The following is a 23,124-nucleotide window of genomic DNA, read 5'->3' on the forward strand; positions in this document are numbered from 1 at the left end:
TTGGTGCCGAGAGCCACGCAGTCTCCACGCGCGAAACAAGCCTCGCCCATCCTATGATCGACGGATACTGCTGCCGATGACGGGCACAAATGGAAGCGGCACACTTCAGGGTGGAGAGCCCAAGTTTGAAACTGGGCTCTCCACCCTGAAGTGTGCCGAAACTCTACTAGCCGTACCCAGAGTGTGCTGAACTCTGAAGAGGCCGCGCAGAGGCTCAGACGGAGCGGAACGCGACGACGGCGTTGTGTCCGCCGAAGCCGAACGAGTTCGTGATCGCCGCGATGTCTCCCGAAGGAAGCTCTGCAGGAGTGTCCCGCACGATGTTGATGCCGACGACCTTCGGATCGACCTCGTCGATGTTGATCGTCGGGGGAGCGGTGCGGGTCTGCAGCGCCTTGACCGTGAGGATCGCCTCGACAGCGCCCGTGCCACCGAGGAGGTGGCCGGTCATCGACTTCGTGGCCGAGACGAGTGTCTCGCCGACGTTGTCGCCGAGGAGCTCGCTGATCGCCAGCGACTCAGGGATGTCCCCGACGGGAGTCGACGTGGCGTGGGCGTTGACGTGCTTGATGTCGGACGCGGACAGATCGCCTGCGTCGAGGGCCTGCTGCATGGCGGCCAGGGCATGCTTGCCCTCCGGCTCACCACCGGTGATGTGGTAAGCGTCGTTCGAGATGCCCCAGCTGGCCACCTCGGCGTAGATCTTCGCACCACGGGCCTTCGCATGTTCCTCGGTCTCGAGGATCAGTGCACCGGCACCCTCACCCATGACGAATCCGTCGCGGTCGACGTCATAGGGGCGCGATGCCGTCTCCGGAGAGTCGGTGCGACGCGACAGCGCCTGCATCGAGTTGAACGCCGCCAGAGTGATCGGGTGGATCGCGGCCTCGGAGCCACCGGCGATGATGACGTCAGCACGGCCCGAGGCCAGCACGTCGTAGGCATGGCCGAGGCTCTCGGTCGACGAGGCGCAGGCCGAGACGAGCGTCTGCACCCCGGCACGAGCCTTGAACTCCATGCCGATGGCCGCTGCCGGTCCATTGGGCATGAGCATGGGAACAGTCAGGGGCATGACCCGGCGCGGGCCCTCCTCCTGCAGGGTGTCCCAGGCGTCGAGCAGGGTCCAGACTCCGCCGATGCCGGTCGCCCAGGAGACTGCGGTGCGTTCCGGATCGGTCTCCTCGAGGCCGGCATCCGCCATGGCCTCACGGGCGGAGATGAGCGCGAACTGGCTCGAAGGGTCGAGACGCTTGGCCTGAACGCGTTTGAGATTGTCTTCGACGACCTGTGGGTCGACCTGAGCGGCGAAGTCGACGGCGAGGCCGTACTTCTCGGACCAATCGTTGTCCATCGTGTGGACGCCGGACGTGCCGGCCAGAATGGCTTCCCAAGTGGCATCGACAGTCGCGCCCAAGGGGGTTACCGCACCGATGCCGGTGACGACAACTTTAGATGTCATGGTACAAACCTCGTCGATAGAGTGGACACGGCCCGTCTGTGGACGGGCCGTGTTCGGGTGCGTGGTTCAGGCTTCCTGAGCCTTGTTGATGTAGTCAACAGCGTCCTGAACGGTGACGAGGTCCTTGACGTCGTCATCGGGGATCTTGACTCCGAACTTCTTCTCGGCGTTGACGACGATGGTCATCATCGAGATGGAGTCGATGTCGAGGTCGTCGGTGAACGACTTGTTGGCTTCGACTGCCTCGACAGCCAGGCCGGTCTCTTCGTTGACGATCTCTGCGAGCCCAGCGAGGACTTCAGCTTCGGTGAATGCCATTTCTTTCCTACTTTCTGATTCCGGCCGAGGGTCTTTCGGCCGCTTGAGGAACTATTCGACGAGTGTCCCGCCGAATATCTTAAGACATTCACGGAGAGTTTTCCGTGAATGGTGTGTCTCAGGGCAGGCGCACGACCTGTGCACCGTAGACGAGTCCTGCTCCGAAGCCCATCTGCAGTGCGAAGCCCCCGCTGAGTTCGGGCTGCTCGCGCAGGAGCCGCTCGGTGGCGAGCGGAATCGACGCCGCCGAGGTGTTCCCGTTGTCGGCGATATCACGTGCGATGACGACGGACTCGGGCAGTTTCAGCTGCTTGGCGAGTTCGTCGATGATGCGCATGTTCGCCTGGTGTGGGATGAAGGCGGCGAGATCGCTCGCTTCGACGCCGGAGGCCGCGAGCGCTTCCTTGGCCACCTCGGCGCCGTCCCAGACGGCCCAGCGGAAGACGGTCGGTCCGTCCTGACGCAGAGTGGGGAACGGCAGCTCCCGGTTGTCGCGGATGTCCATCAGGGAGTCGGTCATGCGGATCGTCGACCAGTTCTCACCCTTCGATCCCCAGACGGTCTTCGAGATGCCCGGTTCGTCCGATGAGGTGACCACCACGGCGCCCGCACCGTCACCGAGGATGAACGAGATCGAACGGTCCTCGGGATCGATGACGTCCGAGAGCTTCTCCGCACCGATGACGAGCACGTTGTCCATCGTCCCGGCACGCACCAGCGCATCGGCCTGAGAGATTCCGTAGCAGTATCCCGCGCAGGCGGCGCTGATGTCCCAAGCGGGAACCGGGCCCGTGCCGAGGCGGTCGGTGAGCGCGGCGGCCGCCGACGGGGTGAAGTACGGGAAGGTGACGGTGGAGATGATGATCCCGCCGATGTCCTCGGGCTTGAGACCGGAGGAGGCAATGGCCTCGAGAGCCGCCTCCTCGCACATGTCGAGCACGCCGACGTCTTTGCTCGCACGGCGACGCGTGACGATTCCGGTGCGCTGGCGGATCCATTCGTCGGAGGAGTTGATCGGCCCGGCGATGTCGTCGTTCGTGACGAGGTTCTCGGCGCGATAGGCACCGATTCCCGCGATACGGGAGAACCGTGCGGGCTCGGCTGTCTTCAGTGTTGGCATGATTGGTGTCCTTCGATGCTCAGGCGTGGGCTGCCGCGAACTCACGCGCGCCGTAGAGGTCGGCGGCTGATTTGATGGCGTATGTCTCCACGCCCTTCATGGCGCGGCGAGCGATTCCGGTCAGTGTGCCGCCGGGAACGAGTTCGATCATTCCGGTCACGCCCTGTGCCAGGAGGGTCTCCTGGCACAGGTCCCAGCGCACGGGGTTGGTGACCTGCTTGACGAGCAGATCGACATAGGTACGGCCGGCGGCAACGGCCGAGCCGTTCGAGTTGGTGAGGATGCGCACCTGCGGGTCGGAGACTTCGAGCTCTTCGGCGGTGGCGGCGAGTGCTTCGGTGGCCGGAGCCATGTACTCGGTGTGGAAGGCACCGGCGACGGGCAGCGGGATGACTCGTGCTCGTTCCGGTGGATTCTCCGCCAGCGCATCCAGGGCTTCGCGGGAACCGGCGGCGACGGTCTGCCCGCCGCCGTTGACGTTGGCGGGGCTGGCCCCGGCGGCCTCGATGGCGGCGAGCACATCCTCGGGCACTCCGCCGACGACGGCGGACATGCCGGTGGGGGTGGCAGCGGCGGCCGAGGCCATTCCGTTCGCACGCACCGACACGAAGGACATGGCGTCGGCCGAGGTGAAGATTCCGGCGAGCTGTGCCGCGGCGATCTCGCCGACCGAATGTCCGGCGACGACGGCGGGTGTCACACCGAGTTCCGCGGCGCAGGCGATCGCCGAGGCGACGAGGAGAGGCTGAGCCAGCGCGGTGTCCTTGATGGTCTCGTCATCGGATTCCGTTCCGTGCAGACGCAGATCGATCCCCGAGGCGGCCTGGAGTTCGTCGATCTGGGCGGAGAAGGTCTCGAGTTCGAGGAAGGAGCTTAAGAATCCGGATTTCTGGGCACCCTGGCCCGGGCAGGTGATTGCTAGCACTCAGTTCTCTTTTCATTGGGTTTCGCAGATCAATCTAGTGGACACAGCGGCGGGGTCAAGGAGTTTTGTCGGTGTTCGACAATAGGCCGTCCTCTGACAGTCGTCCGTACACCAATGCGATGTGGATGACGAAGGCATCGCGCGACGTCGTCGGGTCGAGCCCGATCGCGTCCGTGATCTTCCGCAGGCGGTAGCGCACGGTGTTCGGATGTACGGACAGGGCCTTTGCCGTGGCTTCGAGGGAGGCGCCGAACTCGACGTAGGCGCTGACGGTCTTGAGCAGCTGTCCCGTCCCTGAGGTGAGCGGCTCGTAGTAGCGGGCGATGAGCTCGTTCAGCGCCATCGAGTCACCGGACAGGGCGCGTTCGGGCAGCAGATCATCGGCCTTGACCGGCCGTGGGGAGTCAGGACGCGCGGTTGCGGCCTTGAGCGCCCGGATCGCGGCCTTCGCCGAGGTGGCCGCCTCGGCGAGGGCCGGAACCGTCGGTCCGACGATGACCTCGGAAGGGCCGAAGCAGTCGGAGAGGTCCTCGACGGCGGCGTCGAGTTCGGTGACTCCGCCGAGGACGATGAGCAGCCGATTGTCGTGGATTCCGACGAGGGCGTCATCGGCCCAGCGGCGGCACTTGCGTCTGACGGCTTCGAGGCCTTTCTTCGCCGATCGCTGGGGAGCTCGGCCGACGATGACGCAGACCGGACCGTCGGACTGCCAGCCGAAGGCTGCGGTGCGGCTGGCGAGCTCATCGACGGAGTCTCCGCGTACGAGGGCGTCGATGACCATGGCTTCCAGCCGCGCATCCCAGCTGCCGCGAGCCTCGGCGGCCCGGGCATAGACGTCGGCTGCGGCGAAGGCGACCTCGCGGGAGTAGACGAGCACGGCCTCGCGCAGAGCGGACTGTTCGGCCGGGCGGGCGATGTCGGGCACGCGTTCCTCGACGACCTCGACGACGGTCTTGAGCAGCTGCAGCGTCTGCTGGAGACTGATGGCGCGGATGAGGTCCCGGGGTGCGTTCTTGAAGATGTCGGAGACCACTCGCAGGTTCGTATCGGGCTTGCGGTACCAGTCGATGAACGAGGAGATTCCCGACTGGGCGAGGACTCCCACCCACGATCGGTCGGAGGAGGACATCGTGCGGTACCAGGGCAGCTGGGTCTCGAGGCGCTGCAGGGTCACCGAGGACAGGACTCCTACTCCGGCGCGCAGTCGGCGGGCGGTTTCGGCGCGACGGCGCAGGGTCTCGGAATCGGACATCATGGCCACCACCTTAGACGAATTGTCACAAGTTGGTTGTCAGCGACATACAAACTCGTCTACTTGGGTACAAATATGGCCGGAGCCTTTGAGGCTCCGGCCATATTCTCCGGCCCTGGTCGAGCTCAGCTCTCGAGAACTGTCAGAGGATCAGGCCCCTGCCCCCTCGGTCGACCCCGAGGAGCCCGCGCGGACGTCGTCGAGCTGATACTTCTGCGCCGCCTCGGCGGCCTTCTCCTTCGGCACCGCACCGGTGTCGGCCAACGAGAGGAGGGCCTGGGTGACCACCGACGGCCCGTCGACGAGGTAGTAGCGGCGGGCGGCCGGACGGGTGTCCGAGATCGCATAGCCGTCGGTGCCCAGAGAGGTGAAGTGGCTGGGCACGTACTGGCGGATCTGGTCGGGAACGGCGCGCATGTAGTCCGAGGTCGCGATGACGGGGCCTTCGGCCTCGGCCATCTTCGCCGTGACATAGGGCACGCGCGGTTCGGCCTCGGGGTTCTTCAGCCGGTCGTTCTCCGCATCCAGTCCGTCGCGACGGAGCTCGGTCCACGAGGTCACCGACCACACATCGGCGGAGACTCCCCAGTCCTGATCCAGCAGCTCCTGGGCCTCGAGGACCCACGGCACACCGACGCCCGAAGCCATCAGCTGGACCTTCGGTCCGCCGTTGTCGGGTCCCTTCTTGAGCAGGTAGAGACCCTTGAGGACACCGTCGACGTCGAGGTCCTCCGGCTCGGTCGGCTGCACCATCGGCTCGTTGTACATCGTGATGTAGTAGAGCACGTTCGGGTCGCGCTCATCGGCGGGATCGTACATCCGGTGGATGCCGTCCTTGACGATATGGGCGATCTCATAGCTGTACGCCGGGTCATAGGAGACGACCGACGGGTACGTCGAGGCGAGCAGGTGCGAGTGTCCGTCACCGTGCTGCAGGCCCTCGGCCACAAGAGTGGTGCGTCCGGCCGTCGCCCCGAGGACGAAGCCGCGGGCCATCTGATCGCCGGCGGCCCAGAAGAAGTCGCCCGTGCGCTGGAAGCCGAACATCGAGTAGAAGATGTAGAACGGGATCATCGGCTCGCCGTGGGTGGCGTAGGACGTGCCCACCGCCGTCAGCGCGGCGGTCGCACCGGCCTCGTTGATGCCCACGTGCAGCAGCTGACCGTCCGTGGCCTCTTTATAGGCGAGGAACAGGTCCCGGTCCACGGAGATGTAGTTCTGCCCGTGCGGATTGTAGATCTTCGCCGTCGGGAAGAACGAGTCCATGCCGAAGGTGCGGGCCTCATCCGGGATGATCGGGACGATCCGGTGACCGAACTCCTTCTCCCGCATGAGGTCCTTGAGGATGCGCACGAAGCCCATCGTGGTCGCGATCTGCTGCTTGCCCGAGCCGCGACGACCGGCCTCGAACGCCTTCTCGGAGGGCATCTTGAGATCGATGTGAGTGCTGCGACGCTCGGGAGAGTACCCGCCGAGGGCTGCGCGACGCTCCTGCATGTACTTGATCTCCGGAGCGTCGACTCCCGGGTGGTAGTACGGGGGAAGCTTCGGGTTCTCCTCGAGATCCTTATCCGAGATCGGGATCTGGAAGTGGTCGCGGGCGAGCTTGAGGTCCTCAACCGTCATCTTCTTCATCTGGTGGGTCGCATTGCGAGCCTCGAAGTGCGGTCCGAGCGAGTAGCCCTTGACCGTCTTGACGAGGATCACGGTCGGCTGTCCGGTGTGCTCCATGGCGGCCCTGTACGCGGCATAGACCTTGCGGTAGTCATGTCCGCCGCGCTTGAGGTTCCAGATCTGCTCGTCGCTGTAGTTCTCGACCATCGCCTTCGTCCGCGGGTCGCGGCCGAAGAAGTTGTCACGGACGAATCCGCCGGACTCGCCCTTGTAGGTCTGGTAGTCGCCGTCGGGTGTGACGTTCATGAGGTTGACCAGAGCACCGTCGCGGTCCTTGGCCAGCAGGGCGTCCCATTCGCGGCCCCAGACGACCTTGATGACGTTCCACCCGGCGCCGCGGAAGTAGGACTCGAGCTCCTGCATGATCTTGCCGTTGCCGCGGACGGGCCCGTCGAGACGCTGCAGGTTGCAGTTGATGACGAAGTTGAGGTTGTCGAGCTCCTCGAACGCGGCGACGTGGAGCATACCGCGGCTCTCGGGTTCATCGAGCTCACCGTCGCCGAGGAAGGCCCACGTCTGCTGCTGGGAGGTGTCCTTGATGCCGCGGTTGTGCAGGTACTTGTCGAACTGGGCCTGGGAGATCGCGTTCATGGGCCCCAGACCCATCGACACGGTCGGGTGCTCCCAGAAGTCCGGCAGCTGATGCGGGTGCGGGTAGGAGGGCAGGCCCTGGGGCTTGCCGTCGATGAAGTGCGACTGCTGCTGGCGGAAGCCGTCGAGCTGATCGGCGGTCATCCGCCCCTCGAGGAAGGCACGAGCGTACATTCCAGGGGAGGCATGGCCCTGATAGAAGATGTGGTCGCCGCCGCCCGGGTGATCCTTGCCGCGGAAGAAGTGGTTGAGGCCGACCTCGTACAGGGTGGCCGAGGAGGCATAGGTCGAGATGTGGCCCCCGACCTCGACGCCCGGTCGCTGGGCGCGATGGACGAGCATGGCGGCGTTCCAGCGGTTCCAGCGACGGTAGCGACGTTCGACCTCTTCGTCACCGGGGAACCAGGGTTCGTTCTCCGGACCGATGGTGTTGACATAGTCGGTGGCGGTGAGGCTGGGAACCCCGATCTGCTTCTGGCGCGAGCGCTCGAGCAGGCGCAGCATGACGTAGCGGGCCCGGGAGCGACCGTTCTCGTCGATGAGGCCGTCGAGGGAGGCCAGCCATTCCTCGGTCTCCTCCGGGTCGACGTCAGGCACCTGGCTGGGCAGCCCGTTGAGGATGGGTCCGCCCTGATTCCGATTGTCCACGATGTGGTCCTCTCTTCAGCTCCACGATCTTCATTGGTGTAGAGATCATGTCGATCAGATGGAGTGTGGTTCGCAGGATGTCTGAGCCCAGGGTCCACCCGATACTGCCATCAGCCTAGTACGCGCGGGCAGAGTTCGCTCTGCCGATCTCTTGTGATCTGCCTGACGCAATCGCGTGCTTCGATGCGGTTTGGTCGTGATTGCGATCGGCAGACGCGCCGACATTTGCACCTTGACCTCAGTTGGCGGAACAATACAGGCATGAGCAACTCCGCTTCTGAAAGGACATCCTCCACTTCGACCCTTGCAGCCGAGCTGGGACACAACCTCGGACTGAGCAAGGGCGACTATGTGCAAGAGATCGGCTATGACGACGATGTCGACCAGGCACTCTGTGAGGCGATCGAGACCATCATCGGCGATAAGATCGCAGACGGCGAAGAGGACGATGTCTACGACGTGATCCTCATGTGGTGGAGATCGGACGACGATGACCTCATCGACGGCCTCGTCGATGCCCAGGCCACCCTCAAGGAGGGCGGAGTCGTCTGGCTGCTCAGCCCGAAGGCCAATCGCCCCGGTCATATCACCCCGGCCGATATCTCCGAGGCGGCGCCCACCGCCGGCATGCACGTGACCTCGACCGTCAGCGCCGCCGACGACTGGGCCGGGTTCCGGCTCGTGGGCAAGAAGAACTATTCATGATCCTCCGGCCCGGTGACCGGGCCCCGGATCTCTCACTTCCCGATCAGCACGGATCGGTGATCACCCTCGCCGAGGCGACCGAAAGGTCCGCACTCGTGCTCGCATTCGTCCCGTTCGCCTTCTCGCCGATCTGCGGCGACGAACTCGCCGCCCTCGATGAGCGGCAGACACGGATGCGACAGGCCGAGGAAGCCGTCAGCGTCCTCGTCGTATCCGTGGATTCGAAATACACACTTGCGGCGTGGTCGCAGCAGACCGGCACCGATGTCCTCCTCGGGTCGGACTTCTGGCCGCACGGCGCCGCTGCCCGAGCGTTCGGCGTCTTCGACCCACACCACGGTGTGGCCGAACGCGGGGTCTTCGTCATCTCTCCGGCAGGTACGATCGTCAGTGGCAGGCAGGTCGCCCGCACCGAGACTCGGAACTTCTCCGCAGACTTCGACGCGGCACTCTCCAGCCTCTGACATCAGACCCCAGCGCGCAGGGCTCGGATCACGATTCTGCGCTGAGAGTTCAGGAGGACCCCACATGGCTACGCTGTTCACGAAGATCATCGACGGCGAGATCCCCGGCACCTTCGTCCACCAGGACGATGCGTGCGTCGCCTTCCTCGACGTCGCCCCGATGACCGACGGGCACGTCATGGTCGTCCCGCGCGAGGAGATCTCCCACTGGATCGACGCCGATCAGGAACTGCTCGACCATCTCATGGCCGTGGCGAAGAGGATCGGCGAGGCACAGAAGAACGCCTTCGACTGCGAGCGGATCGGACTCCTCGTCGTCGGCTACGAGGTCCCTCACCTGCACATCCACGTCCTGCCGACGAACTCGATGGATGACTTCGACATCAATGATCGCGCCCCGATGCAGACCCCGGAACAGCTGGAGGAACCGGCCGAAAAGATCCGGCAGGCACTGGCCGAGCTGTCCTGAGGCCGTGGAGATCCGAGAGGAGTCGCCTCAGAGCCCGTGGGTCTCGAGGTAATGGTCGAGTGAGTCCCTGACCAGTTCGGCCCCGGCGCTCCCGCCGTAGTTCGCCCCGAACCGGGGGTCGTCGACGTACATCCGGCCGAGCCCGCGGACATAACCGGCGAGATCGCCTTTCGGGTCATTCGCCGGAGTGCCCGGCACGGCGCTGAGCCATTCGATATGGCGTCGGGCCAGGTCCTGGCACCGGTCCGATTCGGGGCCGGCCCCCGCCTCGGCGGCGGCGATCCAATTCCGGGACAAAGCCTCGACGCGGGACTTCCAGTCCGTCTTCTGCTCATTGCTCAGCGCTGACCACCACTCGTCGGAGCGCCGATACGCTTCGGCACCCCACCTTTCGGTCACTTCCTGTTCGTGCTCCCGATGGTCGAACCCATCGAACATCTCTTCCGCCATGAGCGGCTCACCTGCTTTCAAACGTGTGATGGTTGCGGTGACGGCGGCGATCTGCCGATCGATGCGCTCTCGTTCGCGTCCGAGTGAGAGCACGTGCTGCTCGAGCGCTGCGATCGGGTCCTCACTGCGATCGAGCACCTCGGCGATCCGAGCCAACGGCAGCCCCAGCTCCTTGAGGAGCATGATGCGCTGCAGGCGCATCAGGGCAGCTTCGTCGTAGCAGCGGTAGCCGTTGGCGGCGATGTATGTCGCCGACAGCAGGCCGATTGCGTCGTAGTGACGCAGAGTTCGGCTCGTCGTTCCCGTCAGTCGTGCTGTTTCCTGAATGGACCAGTCCATGACGAAAACACTAGAGGTTGACGCAGCGTCAAGGTCAAGGGCAGGTTTCTCAAGCCGCTGCGCCGATGGCGTCGAGAGCGGCGAACAGGTCCCCGGCGAGGTCGTCGACGTGTTCGAGTCCGACCGAGAGACGGACCAGGGAGTCGCCGGGCTTCGCAGTCGCGGCCACCGGGCGGTGGGTCAGTGAGGCTGGATGCTGGATGAGGGTGTCGACCCCACCGAGGGAGACGGCGTGGACGATGAGTTCGCAGTGTTCGACGAAGGTGGTCGCCGCCGCGAAGCCGCCCGCGAGTTCGATCGCGATCATCGCCCCACCGCCGTCCATCTGGCGGCCGACGAGGCTGCGGGTGTCGGATCCGGACAGGCCGGGGTAGTGCACGGCCGCGACCTCCGGCCTCGAGCGGAGTCGCCGGGCGAGTTCTGCGGCGGTGTCTTGGGCTGTGCGCATGCGCACGGACAGTGTGCGCAGTCCGCGGTGAAGCAGGTAGGCGCCCATCGGGTGGAGCAGCGCGCCCGTGATCGCGCGGACCCGGCGCAGCCGCGCCGCCCATTGTGAGTTCGTCGCGATGATTCCGCCCATGGCATCGCCGTGACCGCCGAGGTACTTCGTGGCGCTGTGGAGGACGAGGGCGGCCCCGTGGGCGAGGGGACGCTGCAGCACCGGAGTGCAGAAGGTGTTGTCGACGAGGACCGGAACGGTCCCGGCCGCGGCGACCACGGCCGAGATGTCGACGAGATCGAGGCTCGGGTTCGCCGGAGTCTCGATGATGACCATTCCTGTGTCTGGCCGGACGGCATCGGCGACCTCGTCCTCGGCGGCCCACGTCACTGAGGTGCCGAGAAGGCCGGATTCGAGGAGATGATCGCTGCCGCCGTAGAGCGGACGGACCGCGACGATGTGCGGTGTGCCGGCATCCACGGCCGCGAGCAGCGCCGCAGTCAGAGCCGCCATACCGGTGGCGAACGCCACGGCCTCCTCGGCGCCCTCGAGGCCGGCAAGCGCGGTCTCGAATCGGGCGACACCGGGCTGCCAGAGGCGCTGGTACACCGCTGAGTCACCGTCGGCCAGCGGGTGTCCCGAGGCGAGGCTCTCATATGAATCGCCGCCCGTGAGGATGTCGTTGACCGGGTTGGTGGTGGACAGGTCGATGGAGGGAACGTGGACGCCCGCCTCGGTGAGGCCGTCCATTCCGCCGTGGACCATGCGGGTTTCGGGATGCTGGGAGTTCATACCGACATTCAATCCACTTCTCCGGACTGCGGCAACAAGATGTCAACGATCTGCAGTGATCGATCACCGAGAGGGAGGATCTTCGATCGACTATGCGAGACTGTGAGCCATGCCGCAGAACGTCTCATTGGATGCCACCGACCTCAGCCTCCTGAGTGAGCTCAACGCCGATGCGCGAGCCTCGGGTGCGGCATTGGCTGCGGCCGTGGGCATCTCCGAGTCGACGGCCTCGCTGAGGCTCAAGCGCCTGAAGTCCCTCGGCGTCATCCGCGGGTTCCACCTCGACGTCGACCCCGCAGCGCTGGGGGTCGGTCTGCAGGCGCTCATCTCGATCCGTCTGGCCAAGCACGACCGTGCGGAGATCGATGCCTTCACCGCGGCGGCTCCGCAGTTTCCCGGAGTGGTGCGGATGTATCACATGGCCGGGGCCGACGACTATCTGCTCCACATCGTCGCCACCGACACCGAGGCCGTGCAGTCCTTCGTTCTCGACTACCTCACGCGCTACCCGGCCGTCGCGCACACCCGCACGAACCTCATCTACCGCGTCGAGGACGGTTCGGCGTGGATCCCCTCGGGGGAGTGAGACGTGTCATACTCGACGCATGGCAGAGAACAAGACGCAGCCGACCGACGCCGATGTCGATGCGTTCCTGGCAGCGGTGACACCTGAGACGCGTCGCGAAGACGGATTCGCCCTCGAGGCGATCTTCCGCGAGGTCACCGGATACGAGCCGGTGCTGTGGGGTCCGTCGATTCAGCTCAAGGGCGAGCGGTGATCGTCAGCCCCTGTTTGCGCTGGTGGACGGAGAAATACCGCAGCCCCTCCTCGCTGTCGGCGATGAAGCGGCGGCGTGACCGACGCGGCAGCCACACGATCTGACCGGGAGTCAGTTCGATCGAGCCGGTCTCTGTCTCGAGTGCGCCGGCGCCGGCGAGGACGTGGATGAGGACGTCGAGGTCCGGGCCGACATGTTCCCGGATCTCGCCGCCCGGTCCGAGAGCGATGACGTTGGCATCGAGGCCACGTTGATGCGGAGACAGCTGCCAGACGGAGCCGGACAGTTCTGCGGCATCGGCGGAAGCGGTGACATCGGCGACGTCGAGGACGACTCGCGGGGCCGGGGTGGTCGCCTGCTTGCTGATGCGTACCCGCACCGCGGCCTCGGCGCTGTCCAATGGTTCCCAGCCCACCGCATCGGCGTACTCCCGAACCATCTCCACCCGCAGTCCTTCGGGAACATGATCGTTGACGAGGATCAGCCCGTCGCCGACCTCGAGCTGCTCATATGCTTCGAGGATGCGTGGGTGACGCTCGGGCTTCGGGACGGTGCGCACGTCGATGACGACTTCTTCGGCCACTGAGGCTCCTCTGAGTTGATCCAAGTGAGTCTTGTATAAACTATCACCATGGAGATGACGGCAGCGGGCTTGTCGGGGTCGAGCCGGCGGGGAGGATCGGCGGCACCGCGGCATGAGCGCCGTTCGGAGATCGTGCGAACGCTGCGCGGACGCACCAGCGCATCTGCGGTCGAACTGGCCGACCTCCTCGGCGTCCATCCGAACACCATCCGCTTCCACCTCGGTGTCCTCGAGCGCAGCGGCGCGGTCGTCCGCGAACAGTCGACGACGCAGACGCCGGGCCGACCAGAACTGCGCTTCAGGTTGCCGCCGACGCAGACCTCCGCGGGTGTTCGCGCAGATCTGCTCGCCCGGATACTGCTGACCCGCATCGCCGCGGGCGATGATCCGGAGATCGAGGCCGAGGAGGCGGGCCATCAGTGGGGGAGTGACGAGGCCGTGCGGTCGGGCCGAACGGGCACCGACGCCGTTGCCGGTCTGCTCGATGTACTCGAATCGTCAGGCTTTGCTCCGAGCGCGGGCGAAGGTGCCGTGATCGATCTGCACAACTGCCCGCTGCGCGAATTCCTCGACCCTTACGGGCGGTTGGTGTGTGCCGTCCACCGAGGATTGATGACCGGATTCCTCGACGCCGCGCAGTCTCCGCGCACCGTCGACTCACTCGTGCCCTTCGCCACAGCGACGACCTGCCGCGCCCACCTGCAGCAACGATGAGACCGACACCCAGGAAAGAGGACCCCGATGACAGACGAGCTGACCGCACAGAATCTCACAGCACTGAGCACGGAGCTGCTGGACAAGGCGCGAGCCTCACACAGCGGCCGCGCAGCGAAGGGCATCTTCGTCGGCGCCTACCTGCGGCAGGCACTGCTCACGCTGTCCGCGGGCTCAGAACTCGCCGATCATGATTCTCCGCCCGAAGCGACCCTTCAGGTGCTCAGGGGAGAGGTGCGATTGGCGACCGCCGACGACTCCTGGAAGCTGAGCGAAGGCGATCTCATCGCGATCCCGTCCCAGCGGCACTCGGTGACAGCGCTCAGTGATGCGGCATTCATACTGACGATCCGCACGGACGTCGCAGGCGCGTAGCGCGGAGCTCTGAGGACTCTCCACCCGGCTCTGGAGCGCAGGAGAATGCGAAAACGCCCTCCCGGAGGAGGGCGTTCGTCCTGTGGGCCCAGAGGGACTCGAACCCCCGACCCTCTCGGTGTAAACGAGATGCTCTAGCCAACTGAGCTATAGGCCCCACGGCACCGACGATGACCTCGCAAGCGCCTGATCAGTATGCCATACCCAGGCCGGTCCTCCGAATCCGGAGGGCTCGCCGAATCCGAGTCCGCGGCGATCGAACTGGTCCCTACCGATCGGTGTCGGGCGCTTCGGTCAGGATTGGAAGCGGACTGCGTCAAGCATCGCAGCGGCGTTGGCCGCGAAGTTCTCAGCAGCACCCGCCGGCGCGATGTCGAAGAGTCTGCGGTTCTGCTCGACGGCCACGGCCCCGAGGGTCAGCGTGAGGATGCCCTGCGAGACCTCGGCGCCGAGGCGTTCGCTGCTCAGCGCTCGGGGTGTGACATCGGCGGCGGCGATGGAGTAGCCGAGCAGCACGATCTCTGCCCCATCGCGGTATTTCAACAGCACTTCTCGCAGCGACAGGGCTGCGGCGAGAGGGTCCGCGGTGACGGGACACAATGCGTCGACCTCGACCTTGAGGCTTTTGGAGATGAGGACGAGAAGAGACTGCTTGTCCTTGACGTGCCAGTAGAGCGCGGACGGCTGAACCTCGAGCTCACGGGCGAGTCGACGCATGGAGAGATCACCGAGTCCGTAGCGCGAAAGGATGTCCAAAGCGGTGTCGGTGATGGTCTCGGCTGTCAGTGCCAATGAGACGTTCCTTTCATTCGGCGTCGGCGGCCGATCTCGATTTTTCAGATCGCGTTCCCATCGCTATAGTAGTTCCTGGTCACGGGATATAGCGCAGCTTGGTAGCGCGCCTCGTTCGGGACGAGGAGGTCGTGGGTTCGAATCCCGCTATCCCGACCAGGGAAAAGTGCCGCAGCATCGCTCAGGCGAGGTTGCGGCACTTTGCATTGTCAGCCGGGATCGGGGCGCGTACGGGGCTGCGCATCTGCGTCGGCCGGGCCGGCCGCCTCGGCGAGGCTCTCGACCAGGGCATCGGGATCGGTGCCGCGCCACCGGGCGATCACCTTCATCACCTGATAGACGACGATCGCCGAGGCTGTGCCGAGCGCGATCCCCTCGAACTGCAGTCCGCCGGGGGACCAGGTGAAGTTCGCGATCGCGACGATGAGGGACACCGCGGCAGTGTTGAGGTTGATCGGATTCGAGAAGTCGACCTTGTTCTCCACCCAGATCCGCACGCCGAGCAGACCGATCATTCCGTACAGGACGGTCGCGGCACCGCCGAGGACGCCGGGCGGGATGGTGGCGATGATCTCACCGAACTTCGGGAGCATGCTGAGGATGAGTGCGATGACCGCCGCGCACAGGTATGCAGCTGTGGAGAAGATGCGGGTGGCCGCCATGACCCCGATGTTCTCGGCGTAGGTCGTCGTGCCGGACCCGCCACCGGATCCGGCGAGGATGGTCGAGAAGCCGTCGGCGAAGAGGGTGCGGCCGGTCAGGTGATCGAGATCTCTGCCGGTCATGGCCGCCACCGACTTCACGTGGCCGATGTTCTCAGCGATGAGGACGAGGACGACGGGGAGGAACAGCCCGAGGTATCCGAGATCGAAGGCCGGTGCGTGGAAGCTCGGCAGCCCGACCCAACCGGCGTGGGCGACCGTCGAGAAGTCGATCTGACCCTGCAGCCAGGCGGCCGCGTAGCCGACGAGAACGCCGATGAGGATCGACAGGCGCCCGAGCATGCCGCGGAAGGCCACGGTGGTGATGAGGATCGCCGCGATGGTGATCACGGCCGTCAGGGGAGCCGCCTTGACCCAGTCCCAGGCGGCAGGGGCGAGGTTGAGGCCGATGAGGGCGACGATCGCTCCGGTGACCACCGGCGGCATCGTCACCTCGATCCACCGGACGCCGACGAAATGCACAATGAGCCCGACGAGTGCGAGCGTGACGCCGACGGAGATGATTCCGCCCTGGGCCAGCGCCATCGCATGAGAGTCGAGCTCCTCGCCTGAAGTCGCCGAGAACCCGGTGACTGCGCCGATCGGAGCGAGCAGCCCGAACGAGGATCCGAGGTAGGAGGGCATCATGCCCTTGGTGATGAGCAGGAAGAGCAGCGTCCCGATCGCTGTGAAGAACAGCGTCGTCGACGGAGGGAAACCGGTGAGCAGGGGAACGAGGAAGGTCGCTCCGAACATCGCGACGACATGCTGAGCGCCGATGCTGATGGTCCGCGCCCAACTCAGCCGCTCCTCGGGAAGGACGCGTGCGCCCTGGGCGATCGTGCGTCCGTTGCTGTGCAGTCGCCATCCGCGGCGGATGACATTCCGATCGTCGTCGTCCGTCTGTACCGATTTCACCATTGTGCTCCTTGCTGCAACTGCTCGGTTCGAGTCCGAACCGTCGGAAGAAGTCTATGCGCAGCCTCGCACTCAGCCGCGCAGGCTGCGTTTGAGGATCTTTCCGGCCGAATTCTTCGGCAGTTCGGCGACGAATTCGACGCGCTTGGGCACCTTGAATCCGGCGAGGCGACTCTTGACGTGGGCAATCACCTCGTCGGCGTTCAGCTCGTCCTGCTCGGGTTTGCGGACGACGAAGGCGGAGATCGCCTCGATCCACTTCTCGTCGGCGACACCGACGACGGCGACCTCGGAGACCTGGGGGAGTTCGAAGATCACATCCTCGACCTGCCTGCTGGCCACCAGGACCCCGCCGGTGTTGATGACGTCCTTGACCCGGTCGACGACCTCGACGAATCCGTCCTCGTCGACCTTGACCAGGTCTCCGGAATGGAACCAGCCGTCGTCGAAGGCCTCGGCAGTGGCATCGGGCCGGTTCCAATAGCCCTCGCACAGCTGCGGGGACCGGTAGAGCATCTCGCCCTCCTGCCCGGGTCCGAGATCGTTGCCCTCACCGTCGACGACACGTGTTTCGACGAACATCACCGGTTTGCCTGCCGAACCGGGGTGCGCGTCGTGGTCCTCGGGCCGAAGCACCGTGCACAGCGGACCCAGTTCGGACTGGCCGAAGCAGTTGAAGAACCCGAGTTCGGGCAGTCGAGCCCGCAGGCGTTCGAGGATCGGGCCGGGCATGATCGAGGCACCGTAGTAGGCCTTGCGCAGACTGCCGAGATTGCGGGTCTGCAGGTCGGGACTGTTGGCCAGGGCCACCCAGACGGTGGGTGCGGCGAAGAAGGAGTTGATCTCGCGCTCTTCGAACAGTGCCAGCAGCTGCTCGGGCACGGGTGCGGGCACGATGATGTTGTGCGCGCCGATCGAGAGCAGCGGCAGGAGGAACACGTGCATCTGTGCCGAGTGGTAGAGCGGAAGCGCGTGGACGGCGCGGTCGCCCGCGTCGAAGTCGAGCACGAGGAGTGCGGAGAGGTATTCGTGGATGAGGGCACGATGGGTCATCACCGCGCCCTTCGGCGCCGAGGTGGCGCCGGAAGTGTAGAGCAGCTGTGCGACGTCGGTGTCGCTGACCGAGAATTCCCCGTCGCCTGCGGGGCTGATGGCAACGGCGGCGGCGACCGGCACGAGCGAGTTCAGGTCGAGGACCTCGGCCGCCGCACCTGTGGGCGTCGCCGTGACGGCCCCGATGAGGTCGGGGTCGGCGAAGACGATTCCCGCCCCGGCATTGTCGAGGATGTAGTCGAGCTCATCGTTCTTCAGCTGATAGTTCACGGGCACGTGGATGATGCCCGCCCGGGCGCAGCCGAGGTAGAGGAGCAGGTAGACGTCGGAGTTCTTGCCATAAGCGGCCACACGGTCGCCCTTCGCGGCACCGAGGCGCACGAGTTCGCGGGCGACGGCCGTGACGGCAGCGTCGAGTTCGGCATACGTCCAGGTCCGGTCGGCGAATTCGACGGCAGTGTCCGTGGGGAACCGGCCTGCGCTGCGGCGGATGAGGTCGGAGATCGTCGACGCCGTGGACATGGTGGGGGCGGTGGACTCAGAGTCGGAGGACTGTGAAGAGGTCATGTGCCAAATATAGGAGCGACGACCCGGAAAAGTGAACTGCGTCTCATTCGGACGGGCGGGTGATCGGCGAGGTGACCTGGGGACCGATCGGCGACCTCCGCGGTTCGCTGATGTAATAGTGTGGTGCCATGAAGCATCCGAAGGTGAGTGACTGCGTCGACGTCTTCGATTCGCTGTGGCCGCCGGCCCTCGCCGAATCCTGGGATTCCGTGGGGCTGTCCGTCGGCGATCCCGCTGCGGAGGTCCGAGCGATCCTCCTGGCCCTCGACCCGATGGATGCGGTGATCGCCGAGGCGGTCGTGCTCGATGCCGATCTCGTGTTCACTCATCACCCGCTCATGCTCAAACCCGTGAAATCGGTGAATGCGTCGACCCTCAAGGGGGGTGCGGTGCACACGCTCATCAGCAACGACATCGCCCTGTTCAACGCGCATACCAACGCCGACTCCGCCCGCGGAGGAGTCTCCGACGTCCTCATCTCCCTGCTGGGCATCACCGACGCGGATCCGCTGGTCACGCATACTCAACCGATCCCGGCAACGCCCCGGTCCGCTGTGGTGCGTGATTCTTCTGCCGCGGAGGCTGGCCGTCCGACCGGAATCGGCCGCGTCGGCGACCTGGACCGTCCGACCCCTGTGCGTGACATCGCACGCACCCTCGCCGAGGCTCTGCCGCGGACGACGACGGGTGTGCGGATCGCCGGTGACCCGGCGGCGACGGTCACCAGGGTGGCCGTCTGCGGCGGTGCCGGGGACTCCCTGTTCGACGACGTCCGGGCCAGCGGCGCCGAGGTCTTCATCACCGCCGACCTGCGTCATCACCCCGCCACAGAGGCCCGCGACACCGCGAACCGCCACGACGGGAGCCCTCAGCTCATCGACGTCTCCCACTGGGCCTCGGAGACCGTGTGGCTGGAGACCGCGGCCCGAGAGCTCGACGCCGAGTTCGCCGCCCGCGGCTTCACGGTCGCACTGCAGCACTCGGCCATCAACACGGACCCCTGGGTCGAACGCTACTGACGAGGAGATCGACGATGCTCATCACCGACGCCCAGCGCACTGCGCTGCAGACCCTCATCGAGCTCACGGCCTCAGGCCGCGCCCTGCGCCATGAACATGACAACCCGAAGCGTGCCGCCGAACTCCAGGAGCTCGTCGCGAACCACAGACGACTCGGTGAGGAGAAGACGCAGGCCGCTGAGGTCGTCGACGGGCATCGGTCGACGATCGCCGAAACGAACACGCTCATCGAAGCCCAGCGGGCGAAGATCGAGAAGAAGACCGCGGAACTCAACGACGGCACGGGACTGACCAGCAGAGACATGGTCAACATGCAGGACGAGATCGCGGGTCACGAAGCCCGAGTCGCCGAACTCGAAGAGACCGAACTGACCGAGATGGAGAACCTCGAGGCCGCCGAGGCGGGACTGGCGGACGTCGAGAGTCGCATCGCCGAGGTCACGGCCTCCGGCAAAGAGGTTCAGACAGCGGTGAAGGAGCGCAAGGCCGAGCTGCAGGGCCTTCTCGAGGACAATGCCGCCTCGGCGCGTGAGGCCAAGGGCGAGCTGCCGGCCGAACTCGTCACCGTCTTCGAGGCGAACGTCGCTCAAGGAGGCCCGGGTGCGGCCGTGCTCACGGGACCGAACTGTCAGGCCTGTGGTCAGCAGATCGGCGGGGCGGCGTGGAATGCGATGCTCGGCGCCGATGTCAACGAGACCTACGAATGCGAAGAATGCGAGGCGGTGCTGCTGCGCCGCAGCTGACGCTCGGTCCGGCGTGCTGTTCCTCCGCTCGACCGGGCGAGGCTCAGCCCGGCAGGACGATCGTGAGGACGGCCGGTTTCGACTTCGTGTGCGGAGTGAACTCGACCTCGTAGTTCTCCTCGGCTCGGGCGACGAGCTCATCGGTGCTCGCCGGCAGTGCCCGGGCATCGGAGAGGAGGCGGCCGGCGAACTCGCCGCGGTAGAACTTCGCCCAGTGGGAGACGACGCGTCGCTTTCCGCCGCTGACGGTCACGGCACCCATGGTGATCACCTGGTCGTGGGGCCCCGGCCACGCGGATCGGTAATCGCTCGAGCGGCAGTCGAGGGCCACCTCGGCGGGTGCGAGTTCGGGAGATTTCGCGAGGATCGGCTTCCAGAACGACGTGAGTCGACCCAGCCTGCCGAGATCGGTTTTCATCGCCAGCCGATAGGCCGGTATGAGGTCGAGCCCGTGGACCCGGCCGAAGAGTGCGGAGAAGACATGGACCTGTCGCAGCCGCTCCTCCAGAGTCGTGTCCGCAGCGGCGCGTGAGACGAGTTCGGCCGCGCCCATCGCCTCATAGAGGACACCGGAATACGTGAGCAGGGCCGGGGCGCAGGGCATCGTGTCGAGGACGGTGTTGCGTTCGACGTCCGCGGCCAAGGATGCACCGACGCCGAGCTGCGCGAGAGCGTCCCGACGCTTCGAGACCGACTTGAGGGCGGTCAGAACCCGCTTCCGGCTGGGATTGAGCTCCGGTGCCGAGAGGCTTTCGAAGTCGAGGGGCGGACCGGTTTCGGCCGGGGTCTTGCCCTCGGAGGGCGGCAGCAGAATCTTCACCAGTCCATCGTAGGAGTACGTCAGGAGCCGACGGAGGCCGGGTCCGAATGAGCTTCGTCACGTTCTTCGCTCCTGTTTCGGGCTCAGGCGAAGTCCGGTGTGTTCGCCTGCGGTGCAGGGGCTAGACTGGGGTGCTTGAGGACAGGTCACCAGACGGTCGCGGCTCTCCTTGTCGAGGGCTGAGGAACGTCCGGGCTCCGCAGAGCAGGGATGGTGGGTAACACCCACCCGGGGTAACCCGCGGGCCAGTGCAACAGAAAGCAGACCGCCCGACTCCGGTCGGGTAAGGGTGAAACGGTGGTGTAAGAGACCACCAGGGTGCCGGGTGACCGGTGCCGCTGGGTAAACCCCATCCGGAGCAAGATCAGACAGACAGCGTTCGAGGCTGCTCGCCGAGCTGTCGGGTGGATTGCTTGAGGCCGGTGGCAACATCGGTCCCAGACAGATGGCCGTCAGGCGAGAAGGGCAACCGACTCGTCGACAGAACCCGGCGTATCGGTGGCCTGTCCTCTTCCCCGTGGTGGTCCGCTCTTCGCCCGCTCTTCGGCGGGAATTCACTCGATCTCCGGTGGGCCAAAGTGCTCAGGACGTGCTCTTCTTCACCTTCGCCTTGCCGCCGTTGACCGCGATCATCGCGGCCCCGACGATGCCGGCGTTGTTGAGCAGCTTGGCCGGTTTGAGTGTGGCCCGTGTGCTGATCAGCGGCAGGAACTCCGCATGGGACTTCGAGACTCCGCCGCCGACGATGATGACGTCGGGGGCGACGAGGAGTTCGAGCTGCGTGTAGTACTGCTGCAGACGCGCCGCCCACTCCGGATAGGACAGCCCCAAACGTGTCTTCACCGATTCGGCGGCCTGCGTCTCCGCATCGGCTCCGTTCATCTCGATATGGCCCAACTCCGTGTACGGGACCATCCGGCCCTGTGTGAACAGGGCCGTGCCGATCCCGGTTCCCAAGGTGGTCAGCAGCACGGTCTTCTTCCGGTGTTCGCGACCGGCGCCGAAGATCATCTCGGCCAGCCCTGCTCCGTCCGCATCGTTGAGGAAGTAGACGGTCCGGCCGGTGCGCGCCCCGATGACGGCGGTGATGTTCGACCCGATCCAGCTCTGGTCGAGGTTGGCTGTGTATTCGACGAGGTGATCGCGGATGACGCCGGGGAATCCGCAGCCGACGGGCAGGGCATCGAGATCGGCTCTGTCCGCGACGATCCCCAGCTCGAGCGCCCTCACGGTCAGGTCCTCGAGCAGCCCGGCGATCGCCTCGGCGACGGCGCTCGGAGTCGCCGGCTTCGGGGTGAGCACCCGGATTCTTTTGAACGGCAGCTTCCCTGTCACCGTGTCCACGAGGGCGGCCTTGATGCCGGTTCCGCCGATGTCGATGCCGATGGCGAAGCGGTTCGTCGTCTCGTCGCTCATCCGACGGTCCTCTCTCTCTGCGGGCCGCCGGCGATGGCGGTGGCGGCGTCGGGGAGGGTGAGGATGTCCGCCCCGGTCTCGGTGACGACGAGGGTATGTTCGAACTGGGCAGAACGCTTCCGATCCTTCGTCACCACGGTCCAGGCATCGTCCCAGACCTCCCAGTCGATGGTGCCGAGGTTGAGCATGGGTTCGATCGTGAAGATCATTCCCGGCTCGATCACCTCGGCGTGGGCAGGAGCCGCATCGTAGTGGGGGACGATGAGCCCGGAATGGAACTCACGGCCGACCCCGTGTCCGCTGTAGTCCCGGACGACGCCGTAGTCGAAGCGCTTGGCGTACTTCTCGATGACGCGACCGATGACGTTGATCTCGCGTCCGGGTCTGACGGCCTTGATTCCGCGCATCATCGACTCATACGTGCGTTCGATGAGCAGGCGGGAGGTCTCGTCGACCTCGCCGACTGCGAACGTGTAGTTCGTGTCGCCGTGCATCCCTTCAAAATAGGCCGTGATGTCGACGTTGACGATGTCGCCGTCGACGATCACCGTCGAATCCGGGATGCCGTGGCAGATCACCTCGTTGACCGATGTGCACACCGACTTCGGGAATCCGCGGTAGCCCAACGTCGACGGGTAGGCTCCGTGATCGCACATGAACTCATGGGCGACCGCGTCGATGTCATTGGTGGTGACACCGGGTGCGATCATCTCGCCGACCGCGGCAAGAGCGTTCGCGGCGATGAGGCCGGCGGCCCGCACCGTCTCGATCTCCTCGGCGGTGTAGACGTTGCTGCCGCGGCCCTCATCGGCGTCGGCCCGACCGACGTATTCGGGACGGGGGATGGACTTCGGCACTCCGCGTTCGGCGGAGATCGTGCCGGGAGTGAGCAGGCGCGTGTGTGCTGTCATGATGGAACCGATTCTATGGCGCTTCTTGAGCTTTGTCCCACTTCGCGAAGTCTGTCGGTGTGCGGGTCGGCGGTGCCTCGCGTCTAGA

General features: G+C 65.5%; 24 protein-coding genes, 2 tRNA genes and 1 other RNA gene. 11 read left to right on the forward strand and 16 right to left on the reverse strand.

The genetic code is table 11. From position 1 onward, the window contains the following. Positions 1-214: 214 nt before the first annotated feature. From J9314_RS09065 to aceE, 6 genes are all read right to left on the reverse strand, one after another. The gene (locus tag J9314_RS09065; protein WP_210605379.1) at positions 215-1,459 is read right to left on the reverse strand and encodes a beta-ketoacyl-[acyl-carrier-protein] synthase family protein; all 1,245 of its coding nucleotides are present in this window, start codon (positions 1,457-1,459) and stop codon (positions 215-217) included. Positions 1,460-1,525: 66 nt separating this feature from the next. Next, a complete protein-coding gene (locus J9314_RS09070) occupies positions 1,526-1,777 on the reverse strand; it encodes an acyl carrier protein (protein ID WP_009882400.1) in 252 nt (83 codons plus the stop codon). A 118-nt stretch (positions 1,778-1,895) separates the two neighbouring features. Beyond that, positions 1,896-2,897 (reverse strand): beta-ketoacyl-ACP synthase III, encoded by a 1,002-nt coding sequence (locus tag J9314_RS09075; RefSeq protein ID WP_210605380.1) that lies wholly within the window; start codon positions 2,895-2,897, stop codon positions 1,896-1,898. Between the two features lie 19 nt (positions 2,898-2,916). After that, positions 2,917-3,822, reverse strand: a complete 906-nt coding sequence (locus tag J9314_RS09080; protein ID WP_210605381.1) for an ACP S-malonyltransferase — start codon at positions 3,820-3,822, stop codon at positions 2,917-2,919. Between the two features lie 55 nt (positions 3,823-3,877). Beyond that, positions 3,878-5,077 (reverse strand): PucR family transcriptional regulator, encoded by a 1,200-nt coding sequence (locus J9314_RS09085; protein WP_210605382.1) that lies wholly within the window; start codon positions 5,075-5,077, stop codon positions 3,878-3,880. 147 nt (positions 5,078-5,224) lie between these two features. Continuing rightward, on the reverse strand, positions 5,225-7,987 hold the full coding sequence (aceE, locus tag J9314_RS09090; RefSeq protein WP_210605383.1) for a pyruvate dehydrogenase (acetyl-transferring), homodimeric type: 2,763 nt from the start codon (positions 7,985-7,987) through the stop codon (positions 5,225-5,227). A 261-nt stretch (positions 7,988-8,248) separates the two neighbouring features. Here aceE and J9314_RS09095 point away from each other — a divergent pair, with 261 nt between their 5' ends. From J9314_RS09095 to J9314_RS09105, 3 genes are all read left to right on the forward strand, one after another. Next, positions 8,249-8,692: a DUF3052 domain-containing protein gene (locus J9314_RS09095; RefSeq protein WP_181275225.1), complete on the forward strand. Its 444-nt coding sequence runs from the start codon at positions 8,249-8,251 to the stop codon at positions 8,690-8,692. Beyond that, positions 8,689-9,156: a redoxin domain-containing protein gene (locus J9314_RS09100; protein ID WP_210605384.1), complete on the forward strand. Its 468-nt coding sequence runs from the start codon at positions 8,689-8,691 to the stop codon at positions 9,154-9,156. Before J9314_RS09095 ends, J9314_RS09100 begins: the two co-directional genes overlap by 4 nt. Before the next feature lie 64 nt (positions 9,157-9,220). After that, positions 9,221-9,625, forward strand: coding sequence for an HIT family protein (locus tag J9314_RS09105; RefSeq protein ID WP_210605385.1), 405 nt, complete (start codon positions 9,221-9,223; stop codon positions 9,623-9,625). Between the two features lie 27 nt (positions 9,626-9,652). On the opposite strand, the gene J9314_RS09110 is transcribed toward J9314_RS09105, so the two are convergent. Both J9314_RS09110 and J9314_RS09115 read right to left on the reverse strand, forming a co-directional pair. Beyond that, a complete protein-coding gene (locus J9314_RS09110) occupies positions 9,653-10,414 on the reverse strand; it encodes a MerR family transcriptional regulator (protein WP_210605386.1) in 762 nt (253 codons plus the stop codon). Positions 10,415-10,463: 49 nt separating this feature from the next. Continuing rightward, positions 10,464-11,645 (reverse strand): trans-sulfuration enzyme family protein, encoded by a 1,182-nt coding sequence (locus tag J9314_RS09115; protein ID WP_210605387.1) that lies wholly within the window; start codon positions 11,643-11,645, stop codon positions 10,464-10,466. 109 nt (positions 11,646-11,754) lie between these two features. Between J9314_RS09115 and J9314_RS09120 the strand changes: the two genes are divergently transcribed. Both J9314_RS09120 and J9314_RS09125 read left to right on the forward strand, forming a co-directional pair. Continuing rightward, on the forward strand, positions 11,755-12,231 hold the full coding sequence (locus tag J9314_RS09120; protein ID WP_210605388.1) for an Lrp/AsnC family transcriptional regulator: 477 nt from the start codon (positions 11,755-11,757) through the stop codon (positions 12,229-12,231). A 19-nt stretch (positions 12,232-12,250) separates the two neighbouring features. Next, a complete protein-coding gene (locus J9314_RS09125; RefSeq protein WP_210605389.1) occupies positions 12,251-12,424 on the forward strand; it encodes a hypothetical protein in 174 nt (57 codons plus the stop codon). Here J9314_RS09125 and J9314_RS09130 read toward each other — a convergent pair. Continuing rightward, positions 12,408-13,007: a DUF2249 domain-containing protein gene (locus tag J9314_RS09130; RefSeq protein WP_246490711.1), complete on the reverse strand. Its 600-nt coding sequence runs from the start codon at positions 13,005-13,007 to the stop codon at positions 12,408-12,410. The genes J9314_RS09125 and J9314_RS09130 overlap by 17 nt on opposite strands. 48 nt (positions 13,008-13,055) lie before the next feature. Between J9314_RS09130 and J9314_RS09135 the strand changes: the two genes are divergently transcribed. Continuing rightward, entirely contained in the window at positions 13,056-13,721 is a 666-nt protein-coding gene (locus J9314_RS09135) for a helix-turn-helix transcriptional regulator (protein ID WP_246490712.1), read from the forward strand. A 27-nt stretch (positions 13,722-13,748) separates the two neighbouring features. Further along, complete coding sequence (locus tag J9314_RS09140) at positions 13,749-14,096, forward strand: cupin domain-containing protein (protein WP_210605391.1); 348 nt, start codon at positions 13,749-13,751, stop codon at positions 14,094-14,096. Between the two features lie 83 nt (positions 14,097-14,179). On the opposite strand, the gene J9314_RS09145 is transcribed toward J9314_RS09140, so the two are convergent. Further along, a tRNA-Val gene (locus J9314_RS09145) sits at positions 14,180-14,253 on the reverse strand. A 137-nt stretch (positions 14,254-14,390) separates the two neighbouring features. Beyond that, on the reverse strand, positions 14,391-14,888 hold the full coding sequence (locus tag J9314_RS09150) for a TetR family transcriptional regulator (RefSeq protein WP_210605392.1): 498 nt from the start codon (positions 14,886-14,888) through the stop codon (positions 14,391-14,393). Positions 14,889-14,970: 82 nt separating this feature from the next. Between J9314_RS09150 and J9314_RS09155 the strand changes: the two genes are divergently transcribed. Next, a tRNA-Pro gene (locus J9314_RS09155) sits at positions 14,971-15,047 on the forward strand. 50 nt (positions 15,048-15,097) lie between these two features. Here the strand turns inward: J9314_RS09155 and J9314_RS09160 are convergent. Next, a complete protein-coding gene (locus J9314_RS09160) occupies positions 15,098-16,510 on the reverse strand; it encodes a uracil-xanthine permease family protein (protein WP_210605393.1) in 1,413 nt (470 codons plus the stop codon). A gap of 69 nt (positions 16,511-16,579) precedes the next feature. Further along, entirely contained in the window at positions 16,580-18,127 is a 1,548-nt protein-coding gene (locus tag J9314_RS09165; protein ID WP_246490713.1) for a fatty acyl-CoA synthetase, read from the reverse strand. A gap of 128 nt (positions 18,128-18,255) precedes the next feature. Here J9314_RS09165 and J9314_RS09170 point away from each other — a divergent pair, with 128 nt between their 5' ends. Both J9314_RS09170 and J9314_RS09175 read left to right on the forward strand, forming a co-directional pair. Then, positions 18,256-19,146: a Nif3-like dinuclear metal center hexameric protein gene (locus J9314_RS09170; protein ID WP_210605394.1), complete on the forward strand. Its 891-nt coding sequence runs from the start codon at positions 18,256-18,258 to the stop codon at positions 19,144-19,146. Positions 19,147-19,160: 14 nt separating this feature from the next. Beyond that, positions 19,161-19,889 (forward strand): zinc ribbon domain-containing protein, encoded by a 729-nt coding sequence (locus J9314_RS09175; protein WP_210605395.1) that lies wholly within the window; start codon positions 19,161-19,163, stop codon positions 19,887-19,889. Positions 19,890-19,932: 43 nt separating this feature from the next. On the opposite strand, the gene J9314_RS09180 is transcribed toward J9314_RS09175, so the two are convergent. Then, positions 19,933-20,709, reverse strand: a complete 777-nt coding sequence (locus J9314_RS09180) for a YaaA family protein (RefSeq protein WP_210605396.1) — start codon at positions 20,707-20,709, stop codon at positions 19,933-19,935. Positions 20,710-20,850: 141 nt separating this feature from the next. Between J9314_RS09180 and rnpB the strand changes: the two genes are divergently transcribed. Then, positions 20,851-21,220: RNase P RNA component class A (gene rnpB / locus J9314_RS09185), an RNA gene on the forward strand. Positions 21,221-21,291: 71 nt separating this feature from the next. On the opposite strand, the gene ppgK is transcribed toward rnpB, so the two are convergent. Both ppgK and map read right to left on the reverse strand, forming a co-directional pair. Continuing rightward, the gene (gene ppgK / locus J9314_RS09190) at positions 21,292-22,125 is read right to left on the reverse strand and encodes a polyphosphate--glucose phosphotransferase (protein WP_210605397.1); all 834 of its coding nucleotides are present in this window, start codon (positions 22,123-22,125) and stop codon (positions 21,292-21,294) included. Next, complete coding sequence (map, locus tag J9314_RS09195) at positions 22,122-23,036, reverse strand: type I methionyl aminopeptidase (protein ID WP_210605398.1); 915 nt, start codon at positions 23,034-23,036, stop codon at positions 22,122-22,124. The genes ppgK and map overlap by 4 nt, the downstream gene beginning before the upstream one ends. Positions 23,037-23,124: the final 88 nt, after the last annotated feature.

The sequence above is a fragment of the Brevibacterium oceani genome (assembly GCF_017948325.1).
In the GTDB taxonomy this organism is placed as follows: Bacteria; Actinomycetota; Actinomycetes; order Actinomycetales; family Brevibacteriaceae; genus Brevibacterium; species Brevibacterium oceani.